General features: G+C 46.6%; 15 protein-coding genes. 3 read left to right on the forward strand and 12 right to left on the reverse strand.

Annotated elements, in window-relative coordinates; translation table 11 throughout:
• Nucleotides 1–32: 32 nt before the first annotated feature.
• From mgtE to LRL21_RS38080, 10 genes are all read right to left on the reverse strand, one after another.
• Complete coding sequence (mgtE, locus tag LRL21_RS38035; RefSeq protein ID WP_240421023.1) at nt 33–1,370, reverse strand: magnesium transporter; 1,338 nt, start codon at nt 1,368–1,370, stop codon at nt 33–35.
• Nucleotides 1,371–1,560: 190 nt separating this feature from the next.
• Nucleotides 1,561–2,223 carry a phosphatase PAP2 family protein gene (locus LRL21_RS38040; RefSeq protein WP_240421024.1) on the reverse strand — a complete coding sequence of 221 codons (663 nt, stop codon included), beginning with the start codon at nt 2,221–2,223 and terminating at the stop codon, nt 1,561–1,563.
• An 87-nt stretch (nt 2,224–2,310) separates the two neighbouring features.
• A complete protein-coding gene (locus tag LRL21_RS38045; protein ID WP_240421025.1) occupies nt 2,311–2,853 on the reverse strand; it encodes an FG-GAP repeat domain-containing protein in 543 nt (180 codons plus the stop codon).
• 95 nt (nt 2,854–2,948) lie between these two features.
• The gene (locus LRL21_RS38050) at nt 2,949–4,331 is read right to left on the reverse strand and encodes a sensor histidine kinase (protein ID WP_240421026.1); all 1,383 of its coding nucleotides are present in this window, start codon (nt 4,329–4,331) and stop codon (nt 2,949–2,951) included.
• Nucleotides 4,332–4,335: 4 nt separating this feature from the next.
• The gene (locus LRL21_RS38055; RefSeq protein ID WP_240421027.1) at nt 4,336–5,040 is read right to left on the reverse strand and encodes a response regulator transcription factor; all 705 of its coding nucleotides are present in this window, start codon (nt 5,038–5,040) and stop codon (nt 4,336–4,338) included.
• A gap of 227 nt (nt 5,041–5,267) precedes the next feature.
• Nucleotides 5,268–6,146: a carbohydrate ABC transporter permease gene (locus LRL21_RS38060; RefSeq protein WP_240421028.1), complete on the reverse strand. Its 879-nt coding sequence runs from the start codon at nt 6,144–6,146 to the stop codon at nt 5,268–5,270.
• A 21-nt stretch (nt 6,147–6,167) separates the two neighbouring features.
• Nucleotides 6,168–7,148 carry an ABC transporter permease gene (locus tag LRL21_RS38065; RefSeq protein WP_240421029.1) on the reverse strand — a complete coding sequence of 327 codons (981 nt, stop codon included), beginning with the start codon at nt 7,146–7,148 and terminating at the stop codon, nt 6,168–6,170.
• A 22-nt stretch (nt 7,149–7,170) separates the two neighbouring features.
• The gene (locus tag LRL21_RS38070) at nt 7,171–8,829 is read right to left on the reverse strand and encodes an extracellular solute-binding protein (RefSeq protein ID WP_240421030.1); all 1,659 of its coding nucleotides are present in this window, start codon (nt 8,827–8,829) and stop codon (nt 7,171–7,173) included.
• A gap of 167 nt (nt 8,830–8,996) precedes the next feature.
• Nucleotides 8,997–11,228, reverse strand: coding sequence for an AraC family transcriptional regulator (locus LRL21_RS38075; protein ID WP_240421031.1), 2,232 nt, complete (start codon nt 11,226–11,228; stop codon nt 8,997–8,999).
• Between the two features lie 139 nt (nt 11,229–11,367).
• Nucleotides 11,368–13,173 (reverse strand): methyl-accepting chemotaxis protein, encoded by a 1,806-nt coding sequence (locus tag LRL21_RS38080; protein ID WP_240421032.1) that lies wholly within the window; start codon nt 13,171–13,173, stop codon nt 11,368–11,370.
• A 283-nt stretch (nt 13,174–13,456) separates the two neighbouring features.
• Between LRL21_RS38080 and LRL21_RS38085 the strand changes: the two genes are divergently transcribed.
• Genes LRL21_RS38085 through LRL21_RS38095 form a run of 3 tightly spaced genes read left to right on the forward strand, consistent with a single transcriptional unit; the run spans nt 13,457 to nt 16,201 of the window.
• Entirely contained in the window at nt 13,457–14,482 is a 1,026-nt protein-coding gene (locus LRL21_RS38085; protein WP_240421033.1) for a sugar phosphate isomerase/epimerase family protein, read from the forward strand.
• A 31-nt stretch (nt 14,483–14,513) separates the two neighbouring features.
• Nucleotides 14,514–15,395 carry a TolB family protein gene (locus LRL21_RS38090; RefSeq protein WP_240421034.1) on the forward strand — a complete coding sequence of 294 codons (882 nt, stop codon included), beginning with the start codon at nt 14,514–14,516 and terminating at the stop codon, nt 15,393–15,395.
• A gap of 23 nt (nt 15,396–15,418) precedes the next feature.
• Complete coding sequence (locus LRL21_RS38095) at nt 15,419–16,201, forward strand: sugar phosphate isomerase/epimerase family protein (RefSeq protein ID WP_240421035.1); 783 nt, start codon at nt 15,419–15,421, stop codon at nt 16,199–16,201.
• 329 nt (nt 16,202–16,530) lie between these two features.
• Here LRL21_RS38095 and LRL21_RS38100 read toward each other — a convergent pair whose 3' ends face one another.
• Both LRL21_RS38100 and LRL21_RS38105 read right to left on the reverse strand, forming a co-directional pair.
• Nucleotides 16,531–17,496, reverse strand: a complete 966-nt coding sequence (locus LRL21_RS38100) for an aldo/keto reductase (protein ID WP_420832543.1) — start codon at nt 17,494–17,496, stop codon at nt 16,531–16,533.
• 205 nt (nt 17,497–17,701) lie between these two features.
• Entirely contained in the window at nt 17,702–18,541 is an 840-nt protein-coding gene (locus LRL21_RS38105) for a helix-turn-helix transcriptional regulator (protein WP_240421037.1), read from the reverse strand.
• Between the last annotated feature and the right edge of the window lie 11 nt (nt 18,542–18,552).

Raw genomic sequence — 18,552 nt, forward strand, 5'->3', positions numbered from 1 at the left:
CCTTTTTAGCTTTCATCTGTATGATAGAAGTGTTATAGATTGAGCAAAATTTTGGCAATAGTGAAATATATAATTAACCCCGTCCCATCAACCAAGGTCGTTATAAAAGGCCCTGAGACCACAGCGGGATCAGCTTTCAGTTTATGCAAGATTAGTGGCAGGATCGCTGCAACAAATGATGCCCAAATCACGATAGACATAGCCGTAATAGCCACGACCAGTCCAACATTCGTTTCAACCCCAAGAAACCAGGCTCTTGCATAAGCGATCAACGAAATGGTGGCGCCCGTCATAAGGCCGGTGGTGACTTCCTTTCTGATCACTTTAAAAATATCTCGAAACTTCACATCTCCTACGGCAAGTGCCCGCACTAGCGTAGATACGGTTTGCGTTCCTGTATTTCCTCCCGTGCCTATAAGCAGTGGAACAAAAAATGCCAGTGCAATCACTTCGGAAAGTGTTTCCTCATAGTGCCTCAGTACAGTTCCGGTATAAGCCTCGGCCACAAATAAAATCAACAGCCATACGATCCGTTTTCTGTATAAATGAAACACAGATGTTTTGAAATACGCGTCGGCTAACGGCTGACTTCCACCCAGTTTTTGAATATCCTCTGTAGCTTCCTCCTGCATGACATCAATCAAATCATCAACTGTAATAACTCCAATAAGTCGATTTTGCACATCAACAACGGGAAGGGCTACCAAATCATATCGTGATAATAGCTCAGCCGCTTCCTCTTGCTTCATAGTGGCCGGTACAGATATAACTTCTCCCGTAACAATATCTGACAGTCGGGTTTGAGGTTCTGATAAAACAATTTTCATCAAGGATATGACGTCTAGTAGTTCGCCTTTATTTCCTGTCACATAAACATATGAAGTAATTTCCGCATCATGACCAATTTTCCGAATATGCTGCAGCGTTTCTTCAATGGTCCATGAGCTGCGGGCAGCCATATAATCAATCGTAGCCAAACTTCCCGCGGTTTGCTCCGGAAATGTCATTAACGTTTGGACCTTATTCCGATAATCTTCTGGAAGCAGATTCAACAGCTTGATGGACTGATGCCGATGAATAGCTAGCATCATATCAGCTACTACGTCACCTGACATCCTGTTCAATACCTGAGAAGTTTCACTTTCCTCTAAATGATTAAGAATTTGATACTGGAGTACGGGCTCCAAATATTCTATAATTTCAGCTGACAGATCAGGGGGAAGCATTTTCAGCAATTGGAGCTGTTCATCTCTATCCAGCTTTTCAACACAAGCAGCCAAGTCAAACGGTCTGTAATTTTCTGCGAAAGCCAGCACCGAATTTTCATCATGTTGCGACAGTAAATTTTTCATTTCTTCCAGTTGGATCATAGGGAAGCTCCTTCATGATGAATTCATTATCAGGTTGTACCTCATGGCTCCTCTGTATTCTACATCTGTTCTTTATTCTATATTCCCAAGGAAAATAAAAGGTTATGAAAAGGTTAAAATCAGCTGTCTTTCACAAGCAAAAAAAGACTGCCAAATAGCAGCCTCTAATGATAAAGGTAGAACCTAAGGATTATATATTAAGTTTTTTGTTCATATTCGCTTTGAGCTTCGAAGAGGATCTTGGTTCCCGGATTTCCATATACCATTGAAAAATCCAGATCATAAGCGTCAACCAGAACCCGCTGACCATCAGTGCGCCAATAATGTCAGTTGGATAATGCACACCCAGATATACGCGGCTTACACAGATCATGACGATCATGAAGCTGCTCAGTACAATCAGCAAACCTCTTCCTAACTTTGTAGAAGTATGACGCCACAATAGGAACGCCAAAGCCCCATATAATGCAAGAGCCCCCATCGAATGTCCACTCGGAAAGCTGTACCCGGTTTCTTCTATCATACGATATACACTCGGACGTTCGCGATGAAAGATCGCTTTGAGGATTTGATTGGCAACAGCTGATCCACCTAATGCTCCAATAAAGAAAATCAATTCGATACGGTGCCCAAGCACAAAGTATAAAAAAATCATCACCAATACAGCCAGAATGATGCAAACCTTGGTTGAGCCTATGGTAGTGAACAATTCCATGAATTTGGTAAGAGTTGGATGCTCAAAGCTTTGTACAAAAGCAGCCAGCTTCAGGTCAAAGAAATTTAGCGGATATTGGTTGGCTATAAATGCCAATACACCAAAGCCTATAATCAATAAAAAACTAAAAAACATCATAGTACGGTTAGAACGTGTAGAACGGGCTTTTCTTTTTCTCAATTATAAATCCCACTTTCATCAATAAATAAATATACCATGTGATCGTTATGGAATTTGATCCAAATCCAGATGTCCGTGGTAGCCTTTCTTCATGGATAGCTTTAATGTATTGTTGCTCCATTCATATACATCAAGTCCATTTCCTCCGTCACCTAGCGACCATCCCAGTACGACCTCGGGCCGTCCGTCCTTATTAACATCTGCAAATCCCACATTATCCAGGCCGTAACCAGCTCCCAAAGTATCCCAAACGATTCGCCAATCCTCTTTATATTGCTTTAATAAGGCAGCTTTGAGCTTCTTTTCATTAAGAACGTCCTCTTCGTATACCACTATGGCCTCATTGATGCCGTCCCCATCCATATCTCCGAATACAGTTCCATTACCCTTATTTCCATGAACAGATGCTAATAGCCTTGCACCCTCAGGCAGTAAGGTTCGAAGGGTTGTGCTCCATTTATCCTTTGGGGAAGTCCCTTCAGAGACCGGAGGTTTTATTAAATCGATGGGAGAAGCAGGCATTCCACACCCGCCAAGCCATAATATACTCGTCACGATGAGACATGTCGAAATCAGCCTATTTACCATTTGTCCCCCTACTCCTCATTAATGACTGTTCAAATTTTATTTTATATTTTTTTTGTAAACAAAAGGTTATGAAAAAGTTAAAATTGATTTATTGTCTACTTGGGAAGATAAATCTTGACCTTCGTTCCTACTCCCTCTTGACTATCGATAAGGAGCCGTCCTCCGTGCAGCCTGATGATTTGCTCCGAAATCGATAAACCGAGACCGCTTCCAGCAGCGTGACTGTCTCCCTTGTAAAATTTTTGTAGAACATGAGCGAGATCGCCCTCAGCAATTCCGTGCCCCGTATCTTCTACAGAAATTATGATATGTTGATGATCCGAGCCAGCAGCCAGCTTAATACTGCCATGGGGATCAGTAAATTTCAGTGAATTATCTAAAAGGTTAATCAGCACCTGCTTCAGCCTGTTTTCGTCGGCTTGAATCACAGGAAGCTTATCGTCAACGTGTACGTTTAGCGAAATATGGAGTCGTGCAGCCCTTGGAGCCAGCTGCTTGCCAATATGCTGAATGAATTCCTTCATATGCAGTGAATTGCAGCTTAAAACCATACGGCCATTGTCCAATTTGGAAAAATCGAGCAGCTCATCGACCAGCTCGGTTAATCTGTCTGTTTCCGTTTCGATGATTTCAAGACCATCCTTGAGTAGAGAACCGCTGTCCTCATCATTCGTTCTTAAGGTTACGGCCCATCCCTTTATTGATGTTAAGGGCGTACGCAGCTCATGAGAAACCGATGAAATAAAATCATTTTTGAGCTGATCGTTTTGCTGAATGGTAGCTGCCATCGTATTTAACGTATCTGCCAACGAACCCAGCTCATCCCGATATCGCTTCTTGGCGGTAACGGAAAAGTCTCCTTCCGCCATTTGATCCGCGGCCAGCTTAAGCTCGGTAATTGATGTGGTAATGGTCCTGGACAAAAAGATGCCGAGAACGGTGACTATGGCTACCACAAATAAGCCAACTGTAATAAAAAGCGTAAAAATATGGTTGATCGTTACTGTCATGTCGGTTAGCGAAGTTACAAATCTGACGGCCCCTACCGTGATATCCTTAGCCTGTAACGGATAGGACACCGCCAATATTTCTTCATGTGTGGACAACTCATTCCCTCGCCATATTCCGACCTGTCCGCTGACCGCCTCTTGCACATCCTGATATTCGATCAAGCTTTTTCCGGCCAAAGTTCCCGTAGAGTCCTGAAGAAGCTGCCCGGTTGAACTAATGATTTGCACTTGTGCAGCGGAATTTTGGGCAAATCCTTTCAATAACCGTTCCGATTGTTTTTGCAAATCTTCATCAGCGAAATATTGATGAAAAAAAGAAGCGGATAATTCCGCTTGATTCACCAGAGTCCGTTCCATATTGTGATAATAATAATACTTCACCGATATCATAAGGAACATTTCCAGTATGGCTACTGTAATCAAAATAACGATCAGGTAGCTTCCTACTAATCTTTTTTGAATACCCAATTAGTCAACCGTCCTTTCTCCAACGATAGCCAAGCCCCCATACGGTTTGGATTAACTGGGGTTTGGAGCAATCGTCCTCCAGCTTTTCGCGAAGTCTGCGAACATGGACATCCACCGTTTTGGGATCACCCACATAGTCCTCTCCCCAAACAAGATTCAAAAGCTTATCTCTGGATAACGCCTTATCCGGGTTTTCCAGAAATACTTTTACCATCTGATATTCCTTGGGTGTAACTTCGATTAAGCAATCCTGTTTAAATAACTTATTGGAATCCAGATCAAGTATAATCGCGCCTGACTGAAGCAGCTTTCTATCGAAACCAGCAACTTTTTGGGTACGGCGTAATACCGTTTTGATTCTGGCAACAAGCTCCAGTGGATTAAACGGTTTTACCATATAGTCGTCAGCGCCAAGCTCAAGTCCTTTAATTTTATCCTGATCTTGTCCGAGCGCTGTTAATAGAATGATGACGATGTCTGGGTCTGTCTCTCTCAGCCTTCTGCACAATTCAAAACCATCCATATCGGGGAGCATAATGTCCAGTACAACCACATCAGGACGATTTGCAGCAAGCATGCTCAAAGCTAGCTCACCCAGAGCGGCTTCACTGACGCTAAAATGGTTTCTATCCAAATTGATCGCTACAAAACGTCTAATATGATCATCGTCCTCAACGATGAGAACTTTATTGCGGTCTAAAGTATCCATCTCAATCCCCCTCAAAAAACGCAAACGCTCTGCTCTATGCATCTAGCATAACATCTGACCGTAAACATTACGAACAGAACTCTAACCACAAAAAAACTCTCCCTTGGATCAGAGAGAGCTTGCTGTTTCGCCTCACCTAACGAGGACCTGTCCTTTATAATGAATGGTACTCTCGAAATTATAAGCTGTCAATAGTAATACCGTGTTAAAGCTGAATCGAATGAAGGCTATCCTTTTACGGCCCCAATCAGGACGCCCTTAACGAAATATTTTTGCAGGAAAGGATACACAACCAGCAGTGGAACGATCATCACAATAATGCCTGCAGACCGAATCGATTGCGGTGTTAACAGCTCCTGGATATCCTGCGGCTGCAGATTGTTCATGCTCTGCAGTAAGGATTGATTAGCAATCATATTTTGCACGAGCACCGCCAGGTTGAACTTGTTGGAATCGTTAATATTGATTAACACACTCTGGAAAGCGTTCCAGTACCCAACACCATAGAATAGCATCAATGTTGCCAGCACCGGCATGGACAGCGGCAATACGATTTGCCATAGCAGCCTCCATTCATTGCAGCCATCCATCTGCGCCGCTTCGCTCATCTCCTCAGGTAATTGCTCAAAGAATGATTTAAGCACAAGCAGATTATAGGCACTGATCAAGCCCGGCAGCCAAAGCGACCAGTAGGTATTGACAATTTCGAGCGCTCTGTTAACGAGAAAAGCCGGAATTACCTGAATGCCAAACAACATCGTAAACACGATAGCCAAAGTAAAAAACTTGCGCGAGTAAAAATATGGCTTGGACAGCGGGTAGGCCGCAAGTATCGTGAATACCATACTGAACAATACGCCAAAGCCTGTTATGACCACGCTGTTTTGAAAGCACTTCACAATCGGTGTGCCATCCATCAAAGATCGGTAGGCGTCGAGGTTAACCCCGACCGGCCAGATGCCGACAAACCCTGAAGCCACTGCATCGTATTCACTTAAAGACAGGGCAACCAGATGCAGCAGCGGAATCAGACAGCTAAGCCCCGCCAATAACAGCAGCGAATAATTGACCACATAAAGCACCTTTTCGCCTAAGGACAATCTCATGACGTCATACTCCTTTCCCCGTTACCATAGCGATTGATTGAATTTCTTGGCAGCAGCATTAGCCAGCACGACAAGAACAAGCCCGATCACCGATTCGAACAATCCCATTGCCGTTGTCAGACTGTACATCCCGCCTTGAATACCTACGGTATAAATATAGGTGCTGATTACACTGGACACGTCGGATACGGAGGCATTCTGCAGGTTGTACACGCGGTCAAAGCCTACCTCCATCACATTGCCCATCGCAATAATGAGCATTAAGGTCATGATTGGTAATATACCAGGCAGGGTGACATGCCAGATTTGCTTCGCTTTGTTCGCTCCGTCTATACTGGCTGCTTCGTATAAGTGCGGGTCAATGGAGCTGATCGCCGCTAAATAAATGATCGCCGAGAAGCCTGCTTCCTTCCAGATCGACGAACCGAAGAAAATCGTCATCCAGGTATCTACCCGGTACAGGAATTGAATGGGTTCGCCCCCAAGCGAAAGTATTACCGTGTTCACAATACCTGCCTGCGCCCCAAACAAGGTCACGACGATTCCCCCTACAATGACCCAGGAGAAGAAGTGCGGAAGATACAGCAGCGTCTGCACGGATTTCTTAAACCATACACGCCGCACTTCGTTCAGCATGATCGCTACCAGTATCGGAAACGGAAAACCGATCACGATATTGATAAAGCTGAGTATGAAGGTATTGCGGATGATTTGCAGCGTTTGGGGGTTTTGAAAGATCATCCAAAAATTATCGAGACCCGCCCAAGGGCTACCCCAAATACCCTGCATTAGATTATACTGCTTGAAGGCGATAATGCCGCCCAGCATCGGGATATAACGAAAGGTAAGAAAAAAAGCGATAACCGGAATGAACATGATTAACAATGGCAAATTACGATTAAACCTTTTACTGGAAAAAGCTTTTGCTGCAGTGCGATTACCAGCCTGCGGCTGCAACGAGCCAATCACCTGGTTGGATTCCGTACGATTAGGTGCGCCCATCGGGCTTTCACTCCCTTCGAGCTTACTTATCTGAGTACAGCTTCACTGCGTCTTCGCCGAATTTGTATAAGTCTTCAAGCAAAAATGCTTTCGATTTGTTCGTCTCGTACCATTTAGCGTAAAAATCATCCACCTTGAGGCCGCCTGATTTGTCCCAAATTCCTTTGGCATCAGCAAGTGCCTGCTCCGCGGAATAACCTCCTCCGCCAACAATCGCCTTCAGCCAAATGTCTTTAATTTGCTGTTCTGAATTTTTGACAACAAGGGATAGCTCCTGCGGCAATACCGGTAAATACTCAGGCTTCAACGTCGGTATAGGACGGTCCTTTGATACATATGCGCTGTCTGCTTGCAAAGCCAGCTCTCGCAGCTGCTTGAGTGCTTCCGTGTCCTGTGGCTTCTGTGCACTGAACGAGCATTTGCCAAACAACAATGTGGATGCCATCATCCCAAGATCACCTGTATACGTGATTTCTTTTTTATTCTTCTCAGCATCGATCGGCTTCGGACATCCGACAGCGTCCTTGCTCCAGTGCGTACCCTCAACACCGCTTTGAATCGTTCTTGCATGGTCCGGCTTGATCATGAAATCCACATATTGCATGACCGCTCTCGGGTCCTTGGCTCCCACATTGATCGCACCGACCATTTGAATCGGGCTGCTAACGACCGGGCTGTACTGCCCGAATTGTGATTTTGGCAGTGTCAGTATCGCGAGCTTACCGCCAGGGTTATTTTTCCGAAACGCGTCCAGATCCTTATCGTTGATGTCCTGATGCAGATACATGCCCAGCTTGCCTGACAGGAAATCCTGCTTAGCCTTTTCACCGTTTTTATCCGCCAGAAAGTCCTTATCGGCAGTTCCTGCGTTAAACAGCTCCTTCTGGAAGGCAACCGAAGCCTTAATCCGATCCCACTCATGAATGAACTTATCCCCTTCAAAACGCCATTGTACCTCGCCAAAACCGAACATATGCGAAATGATAGACATCGCGTTACCACTCAGATTAAGCCCGAACGTATCTGCTTTCCCGTTGCCGTCCGGGTCCTGTGTTGCGAACGCCTTGGCCACAGCCATAAACTCCTCGGTCGTCTTGGGTGCGGTTATCCCAAGCTTTTGCAGCCAATCTTCACGGATATAAATGCGGTGAAGTGCCGTTAAGGGCGTAACCTTGCCGATTTCATAGATTTTGCCATCATCCTTTGTACCCAGCTTCTTCAGTTGAGGGAACTGCTTCATTAACTCCTTGTAGCTCGTGCTATGCTTCTCGATTACATTATCCAGCGGCATCAGCAGCTTCTGACTGTACCATTGATTCCGGTAACCCGCGTCGTATTCCAGAACAAGATCAGGTGCGGTGCCCGTAGCAAATAGCGCATTAAATTTCTGAAGTGATTCCCAGCGCGGCACCGGCACATATTTGACATCCACCGGCCCGTTCTTATTCACCCATTCCACCCAGCGATTCTTCTCCCAGTTGCCTTCCTCTGGCGGGATGTTGTTGCGATCATAAATCGATACGGTGATGTTTCCCCGTTTCTCAGAAGCTGTGGCAGCTGCCGGGCTGCCAGTTCCGGTGGCAGGTCCTGAATTCGTGCTGCAACCCGCTGCTAATACACCGGTCGCTGCTAATAACAACGTTCCTTTCCTGACCCTTGTTTTCCAACCTTGCTGTGCCATGTCTGGTACTCCCCTTGTCGTCTAAATTTTTTACAGCCTCGTTCCTGATTGCACTATAGCTTCCTAACGGCCGACAGCGCAATTTACATGTTTCCGACGACTAACCGAATGGTCAAAATCGCACGACTAGCCAAACATCCGCAATAAATCGAAAAGAAAAAAGCCCGTCATGACAGGCTTTTCTCATACTGCTTGCGATAATCTCCAGGCGTTGTGCCGATAAGCTTTTTGAATGCGCGAATATAGGAAATATCATGAATATAGCCAACCTGGTTAGCAATTTGCTGCAGCGATAGTGACGTTTCCTCCAGTAGTCGCTGGCTTCGTTCGATTCGTACGCGCATCATATAATCGACCATCTTCTCGCCAAACGTTTCCTTGAACAGACGACTTACATATTTGCCGTTGAGACCGAATAAATCACACAGGTGGGTTAAAGACAGGTCGGAATTGGCATACTCTTTATCGATATAAGCTCTTACTTGACAGATTAACGTGTAGTGACTTCGCTGCTGCTGCATGTCACGAATTTGGTCCGCGAATGCTGCCAGAATGCTGGCAAGCTGGACCTCAGTTTCCTCCACAAGATCAAACGTATCCCGCAGCCGGTTGATTTGCATCATGGTATCTGTTTTCCATACGTCCTGAATATCTGCTGACAGCTCCATCATTTCCCGATATAAATGATCAATAAATAAGTTCAGCAGCTGTACAAGCTCCTCCCGTGACTGCCGGTTTGCACGCGTTTGCTGAAAAATCTGCTCATAAATCAGCTTCCAGTCCTCGCTGCCTGTTCGGAATACACGGGCAAAATCGCGAATTAGCTGTAAATCCCGATACGATTTTCCTTCTCCAACTCGAGCGTCCTGGTACAAGATTACTCGATTTAGCCCCATACTGGCTTTGTAGGCCAAAGCTGCTATGGCATCGCTGTCAGTAACCGGGATATCAGCAATCTGCTCTACACAGCCACCAACACCTACGGTCACTGTATAATCCAGATTAGCCTGCACCCACGCCCGTACCCGCTCCGCCATTTCCTTAATCTGTGCTTCGGCTGCCGCCGTTTCCTCCATGCTTTGGTACAAACCCGTAAGCTGATGCTGCGCAGTCCACTCCGTCCATACGGTCACACCGCAGGATTCCGCCACCTCTTTAACCACGCTATTCAATACAAATTTAAGCAAATATAAATCACGCTGAGAGTATTTTGCCGACACCTCGTAGTACTTATCAATTTCATATACCGCTACTCCAAGCGAATGAAAGGACGCAGGTAGCTTTAGCCGCTCCAGCTCTTTCTCCCATTCATGGTTATCGATCAGGCGGTAGCCCTCCAGCAGCTCGAAGAAAAAATGCTTCCGCCGATATACGGAATCCTCCACATGCATTTTCTCATAGGTGTTGGACTGCTCAATTAAATCATCCAACGCCTGCTCGATGAATTTGAACTCATCCTGTCCCTTCTTGGAAAGCTTGCTTCGATGCTTGGAGTACAATTGAATGCGGTTCATAATTTCTTGGATTGGCTTGTAATTGCGCCGGGTCGTGTAGGTCATCCATATCGTGCCGGCGATGACCACAATCAAACCGACACCGACCCAAATGTATGAAAATACGGTTGCAACACGGAACGTATGATCATCATAAAAGCCTCCGGTAAATTGCCAACCGGTATAATCCGATACGACCTGTGACAGTTGGGAGCCTGGACTATTATTTCTTCGAGAAGGTGTCGAAATCAGCTGCCCGCTGCCATCCTTGATGACTACGTAGCTGCTCGACCCGGACATCTCGGCTACCAGCTTGTCCACCTTGGACAATCCGATATTGACCACGATCAATCCTTCGCCTCCCTGCAGCAGCGGGTACTTGCGTACAATAGACACCACTGCTGCGGGAAACCGCTCCTGATCATGAAATTCCTTATAGGAGCGTCTGTTGGAAAGCGTATACAGCGTTTGGGCAGCAACACGGCTTTCCACAAATTCACGATCTCCGAATCGATCCAGCGGTACAAAGGTATTCATGCTTAACACCATTTGATCGGAATAACGATATAAATAAACTGAGTCGACAAAACTATCAAATGTGCTCATCTGCGTAAATTTTTTGGATATTTCATATTTATCAAAATAGGATTGCCCATTATCCCCATGGAAAAAAGCCCTCAACCGCTCGTCAGTCTCAATCTCCTTGATCAGAGCACTGTCAATTTCCTGCAGGGAATGATCGAATAATTGTATGATATGACGAACAAACTGCTGATTTGAATTCACCGTTTCCCTTTGGGAAAGCTCACTCAACAGGAGGAAAGTCATAATAATCAGCACGGACGTCAGGCTGAAAAAAATCGGAAAATAAGAAAATAATAGACGATAAAACCATTTATTTTTCATACGACCTTCTGCTCATTGCTTTCTCCTGTATCCCAGAGGTTTTTCCATATTATACATGAAGAAGAAAAAAACAGAAAGAGCCTGATTTCACAGGCTTGCTCTGTTCGTATATCACTATTCGGTAAGCGCAGTCGAGTGACTATTCCGCAGTTACCTTAAAGCTGCCAACCAGATCACTCAAATCCTGAGCTACATGGCTTAAAGAGTAGGCAGATGCCGTAATCTCGTTAACGGAAACGAGCTGTCCGTCTGTTGTGGCCGCCACGGTTTTGGCAGAAGAGGAGGAGGTTCTGGCGATACTGCTCATTTCAAGGATAGATGCTGACACATGCTGAGAGCTGGCTGCCATTTGCTGAGCAGCGGAGGCTGCATCCTGAATTTTATCGGTTACATTCTCTGTGGACTGTACAATGATTGAAAACGAGCTGCTTACGTTTTCGATAGCTGTGATTCCTTGCTCTACAGCGTGCAAGCCTTGTCTCATCGTGCCTGCCGCATACTGGGTATCGTTTTGAATTTTATTAATAATGTCCGTAATTTGTTTAACAGCTGCATTGGATTGCTCTGCCAGCTTACGAACTTCTTGGGAAACGACTGCGAACCCGCGTCCGTGCTCCCCCGCTCTTGCCGATTCAATGGCTGCATTCAGCGCCAGCATGACCGTTTGCTTGGCTATATCGCCGATCAGCTTCGTGATCGATCCAATTTCATGAGAATGACCTTCCAAACGCTGCATCTCTTCTCCAGAGCGTCTGACCGACTCACTAATGTTGTTCATAATACCAACAAAAGCTTGCATCGTGTTGTTTCCTGCCTCGGCTTGGCGAGACGTTTCGATAGCCAGCTCTGAGACTTCAGCCGTAGACTGAGCAATCCGCAGCGCACCCATGGTCATTTCTTCCATCGCCATGCTGGTTTCCGTTGCACTTTGCATCTGGTTCTCTGATCCCGCAGCTACGATTTGAACAGACTGGGTGACGTGCTCAGCCGCCTTGGCATTTTTCTCCGAGCTTGCCAGAAGCTGTTCAGAGGAAGCAGCTACATGGATAGATGCGCCTTGTATTTGCAGCAAAAGTTTCCGCAGATTCAAAGACATCTTGTTCAGGGAATTCACCAACTGACCGATTTCATCACGATTGTTCACTTGCAGATTGTTCAGCGTCAGATCACCCTCCGCTATTCGCTGCAGCGCTAACGATACCTGCCTGACCGGATTGGCAAAATGGTTGGATATCAGCATCGATAAGCCGAAGGCTGCCGCTACAGCAATAAGAAGTGTGATAATCGTATCCCGCAGCGCATTTTGATATAGTCGCTTGCTCTCCTCCGTGGAGGCCATTGCGCCATCATGATTCAGTTTGACTAACAGATTAATCTGATTTTGCATCGTCTGATAAGCACCCTGCGAGCTGGTAAGCATCTTCGTAATTTGACCTGCATACGTGCCGGAGCCTTCTACGAAGTTCACTCTCGTTGACAAAACAAAAGCATCCGAATAATAATCCTTGTAATTCCTCCACGCTTTAGTTAAAGCATCGAAATAAGCCTGCTCCTCTTGGCTTCTGATCTTGGTTGCATACTGCTCCATATTGCCTTCAACCGCCGTGAACAGCTTTCCAGCCTCAGGCATAAACTGCTTTTTATTATCCTCATTTGGCTCCATAATCATCGTTGCCTGCAGAGCCAGCATTTGTTCAGCCAGCAAATTGATCCTGTTAATCGTTTCTATACTAAATAACCAGGAGCTCGTGATTTTCTCGTTTTCCTGCTGCATCGACGCTATTCGGCTCATACTGATCCATCCAAGTACACCCAGTAGTACAATCAATACTAAAAAGGATCCCAACAGTTTTTTTCTTACAGTGAGTGTGAGAGTCGAAGTTTGAATAGCCGCCCGTCCCCTGTCCAACCAACCCCGATATAATCGTAATTCTCTGATCCTCATACATAAATCTCCTCCATCACAAGCTTGGTTTCCTATTCATAACTGTAACGAAGAAATGTCAGATGAATATCAATTTTATTTGTTATTTTGATTAATGTAATAGATAAAATCTATATAAACCAATAGAACATCATCAATTAATGAATTCATATTACAAATGATAAGAAATTGAGCCCTTCATCATACTATTGAATTAGAAATCAAAAGATTGATTCAGGCTTCACTATCAAAATAGAGTATACTAGCATTGTTAATATGGGAAAGCATGGAGAGGAGCAATAACATGAGTCCGATGCCAACTACAGAAGATCAGTTCGCTAACGTTTATGAACAAATTCCTACCAGCCATTATCTGGTTGACAGCCGCAGAGAATCATATTACACAGGTGATTATAAGCTCGGCCTTAACTTTTACAGCTTCAGTCATAATTTGAGCTCATGGTTGAATGGCAGTACAGAAGGCGCACCTCCCATCGATACTATGCAAGCTATCCGATTCGCCAAAGAAGCCGGGTTTGATTCCGTGGATATTACCTCGTATTACATACCCGGGTATGATAATCTCACAATGCCCACCAAATCCGACGAAGAGATTTTTGCCTATGCCCGAAATATTAAGCAGCTATGTGGAGAGCTTGGGATCGCCATCAGTGGAACGGGTGTAAAGAACGATTTTGCTGACCCTAGCGAAGCAAGACGGGCTTTGGATATACAACGTGTCAAGTATTGGATTGATGTCGCTGCCGTCATGGGAGCACCTGTCATCCGTGTGTTCACAGGAGAAATCTCCAAGGACATTTTAAGCACAGACTGGGAAACGCTTGCAAAAGAAAGAATTGTGCCCGCCCTACAAGCATGTGCCGATTACGGCGCTCTACAAGGTGTCAAGATCGGTATGCAAAATCATGGAGACATGACTTCAACAGCTGACCAGGTGATCCGAATTCTCAAGTGGGCGGATCATCCCAATATCGGCGTGGTGAATGATACAGGCTGCTACAAAAGATTCGGGGATCGTACCGGAATTGGCTATAGCTGGTATGACGATATCGAAGCCGTGCTTCCCTATACCGTAAACTTTCAGGTCAAGAAAAAACCAACCTCTCCCGATACGGATGTTCAGGTAGATCTTGAAGAGCTGTTTACTCGCATCCGCTACAGCAACTATCGTGGACATATTCCGCTTGAGACGCTTTGGGTGAATAGCGATCCTAATCATCCGAGCCAGCTCGCCAAGCCGCCTTTTGAACAAATTCGTAATTTCCTTGAACAAATAAGAGCCGCTTCAGCAAGCACGAAAACCAAATAATGATAACTATGGACCAAAGGGAGGACAAACGATGAATACTTTAAAAGAACCTCGCAAAATTACAGGCAGAAATGTATACAGCATTCTGGAAACCGTAGATGTGCAAAGCGGCGAACGCAGCGTATTAGCCGAATTCGATTTCTTGATTGAGGCTCCTAACTGGACTAACGACGGGAAACGACTCATATATAACAGCTTGGGCCGCCTCTACTCCTTTGACATGGCAACGAGGGAAAGTACCGTGATCGATTCCGGATACGCCATTCAATGCAACAACGACCATGTGCTGTCTCCGGATAACTCGAACGTCGCGGTAAGCCATCACACTTATGAAGACGGTCAGTCCCGCATCTACACGTTCCCCCTGCAGGGAGGTCATCCAATTCTTGTCACGCCACTCGCTCCCAGTTATTTGCACGGCTGGTCTCCTGACGGAAGCACGTTAGCTTATTGTGCAGAGCGCAACGGTGAGTATGATATCTACACCATTCCAACATACGGCGGCACGGAGACACGATTGACCGATTCTCCCGGACTTAATGATGGCCCGGAATATTCGCCGGACGGCACCTACATTTGGTTCAATTCGGTACGGACGGGTCTCATGCAGGTGTGGCGCATGAAGGCAGACGGGAGCGAGCAAGAACAGATGACATTCGACGAGAGCAACAATTGGTTCCCCCATGTCTCACCCGACGGACAATCGGTTGCCTTTATCGCTTACCGCAAGGGCGACGTTGCCCCTGGCGACCATCCAGCAAACAAAGATGTAGAAATCCGCTTAATGTCCAGCTCTGGAGGCGAATTCCGTACACTGGTCAGGCTGTTCGGTGGGCAGGGCACTATCAACGTCAACTCCTGGGCACCTGACAGCAGACAGCTGGCTTTTGTGAGTTACAGACTGAAGGACTAATAACTAATAGGGAAGTGGTTCGCATGGAAGCGTTTTCGATCGGTTCATGGTCATTCCACGCTTTGTTCAAAGCAGGGAAAATCAATCTATTCGGCTATTTGGAAAGCATCAAATACCGCTATCGGCTTCATCATGCAGATATTTGGAGCGGCATGCTGCTATCTACGGAGGATGGTTACATACAGAGCATCAAGGAAACCTTGGACGAAGAAGGATTGACCGTTGCGAGCCTTGCTGTAGATGGCGCCGACATTTGGCATGACGATCCTGACATTCGTGAACAGCGCTATCACAAGGCGCTCCTATACCTTGACATTGCTCGCAGGTGGGGTGTTCAAACGCTGCGGATTGATATGGGCGTAAATGCACTAGAGCTGACAAATGAGCAATTTGAGCTTTGTGTCCAACGTTACCGGGAATACGCGCAGTATGCCCATGAACATGGCTTTCGGGTTGGTCCGCAGACTCACCAGAAGGGGTCTCAAGTCCCACAAAATCTTAAACGGCTATGTGCAGAAATTTCCTCTCCCGGATTTGGCATTGTACTCAATGTGAGCCGTTGGTTGACAGATCAGGAAATTGGAGACGAATTGGTTGCCCCCTTCACGGCTCACGTTCAGTTCGACCGGGCTTTTGTAGATTTTGCGGGACAGGAGCTGCTGCAAAAGATACAGCTGTTTCGCCAAGCCGGCTACAAAGGATGCTGGTCCTTGGAGTTCCGGGGCGGCAACAATGAATATCTGGAAGCAGAGCATGATTTATTAACGCTGCGACGCGCTGTAAAAGAGGCTCAGAGCAAATTATAAAAAGCTGATGCAAGACGCCAAAAAACTGCCGCTACGGTGCTAGCGGCAGACTGCACGGCGGTCAAATATTGCGAAAGCACAATCCGCCGCCCAAGCCCATGGGCGCGAACGTCCTGACTCTTGGCCGGGATCACACTGAATATCGAAGATCTGTTAGAATAGCAAACTTTAGCGACTATTATAAAAACAGACGGGCGATAAACACTATCGCCCGTCTGTCTTTATTCATTTATATGAATAAAAATACATTTTTTTCAAACTCTTTACGATTAACCCTAAATCATCCGTATTTGTTAGAAGAGTTCAATTAATCTTTCATTTGACCGGGATCAAGCTTGTAAAAAGGTCGGATAGCGCTCTCCCGCAGCAATGCCTTTCGGGGAAATGCGCTCGATCTCCTCCTGCTCCTCTGCAGAGATCGTCACATACAGCGAGCGGATATTTTCCCGCACACGGTCCAGCCGCTTTGTACCGGGAATCGGAACAATCTGCTCGCCCTGCGCGAGCAGCCAAGCAAGAGCCAGTTGGGACGGTGTGCAGCCTTTGCGGGCAGCAAACTGCTCGATCAGGGCTACGACCTCCAGATTTTTGGTGAAGTTATCACCCTGGAAGCGTGGGAAGTAGCGGCGATAGTCGTTTTCGGGCAGATCGTCGAAGGTCCGGATTTGTCCAGTCAGGAAACCGCGTCCGAGCGGACTGTACGGTACAAAGCCGATGCCAAGCTCATTCAAAACCGGCAGCACCTCGTTTTCCACTTCGCGGCTCCACAGTGAATATTCGGTTTCCACCGCAGTAATCGGATGAACCGCATGCGCACGGCGAATCTGATCGGCTGTAGCTTCCGACAGGCCGATATAGCGAACTTTGCCTTCCTGGACGAGCTCCGCCATGGCGCCTACCGTCTCCTCGATCGGCGTATTCGGATCGATGCGATGCTGATAGTACAGGTCGATATAATCGATGCCAAGCTGAAGAAGGCTGGCGTCGACTGATTTTTTGACATAAGCCGGGTGTCCGTGCGCTTTCAGATCCGGCGAAACGATACCAAATTTAGTCGCAATCACCGCTTTGTCCCGACGCCCTTTCAAGGCACGGCCGACCATCCGCTCGTTACCGCCGAACTTTCCTTCCATAAATCCATCACCGTAAATATCCGCCGTATCGAACAGCGTGACGCCAAGATCAAGCGCACCGTGAATAGTGTGTACCGACTCTTCGTTGTCTGGCATCATCATCGTGCCAAGACCAAGGGCTGATACTTCAAGCCCAAGACTGCCCAATTTTCGCTGTGTTATCTCTTTCTCCATCTTAGTAAGCCTCTTTTCCGCAAGTTCGAATATGCTCAGCTAAAGCATGATCTTATTTTAAACCGCATTTCCGAGAGCAGCCACAGTACGCTTTTACTAGTAACAGGACTACCAGGATCGCAGCTTATTAACTCCCGGAGCAAAGAGAATGTACAACTCAGTCAGGGCGACAGTTCACAGTTCCTGTATGACGCTAGTCCACCGCCGGAGAATAAATGCACAAATGAAGATCGGGATGATCCACCGTAAATGCCAACGAATTGATGTCATAGGCAAGAACTTGATTATCGCCGGGCATGCTGTAGAAAACCCGGGTTACCTTTTTAATTTCCACGCGATGCAGCTTCCACAAGGCGGCAAATTCAGAACTTTCCCTGGAGAGCTCGGCAACAAACTGCGCGAACCACGGGTCATGCGAGTATTTATCGAATGAAGTGCGAAAAATGGCCACCGAATGCGCCGCCATCTCTTCCCAGTTGACCAGGCGGCTGCGCATCTCCGGATCAGTGAACAGCATAACCATCATATTCCGCTGCTCCGGAGGTCGCGAGGAAAAATCCGCGATCCGTTCATCGACCGCGCGGTTCCACGCCAACAGTTCGGCCCGATCATTGCTGATAAAACAAGGAAAAGCCATCTGATTAACGATCTCTTGCCACTGCGGCTTTACTTCCGTCGTAATCGGCGTCACCGTTTCAGGCTCGTTGGCGTTCCAGAGCCCGAGCAAATGCACGTGTTCGTCCGAGCTCAGCTGCAGCGCCCTGCCAATGCTTTCGATCACATCCCGGGACACTGCAACTTCCCGTCCCTGCTCCAGCCACGTATAGTAGGTCGCACTAACTCCTGCCAAAATCGCGACCTCCTCCCGCCGCAAGCCCGGTGTTCGGCGCTGTCCGTGCGACCTTGTCAGCCCCGCCTGTTCTGGCTGCAGCTGAGCCCGGCGTGATTTCAGATAAACGCCTAGCGTTTTGGTACGGGTGCTATTCATGTCCGTGCTAACGGTTTTGCCGTTATTGTCGTTTGGGTTGAGCATTGAAATCACCT

Source organism: Paenibacillus periandrae (assembly GCF_022458865.1).
GTDB classification, from domain to species: Bacteria; Bacillota; Bacilli; order Paenibacillales; family NBRC-103111; genus Paenibacillus_S; species Paenibacillus_S periandrae.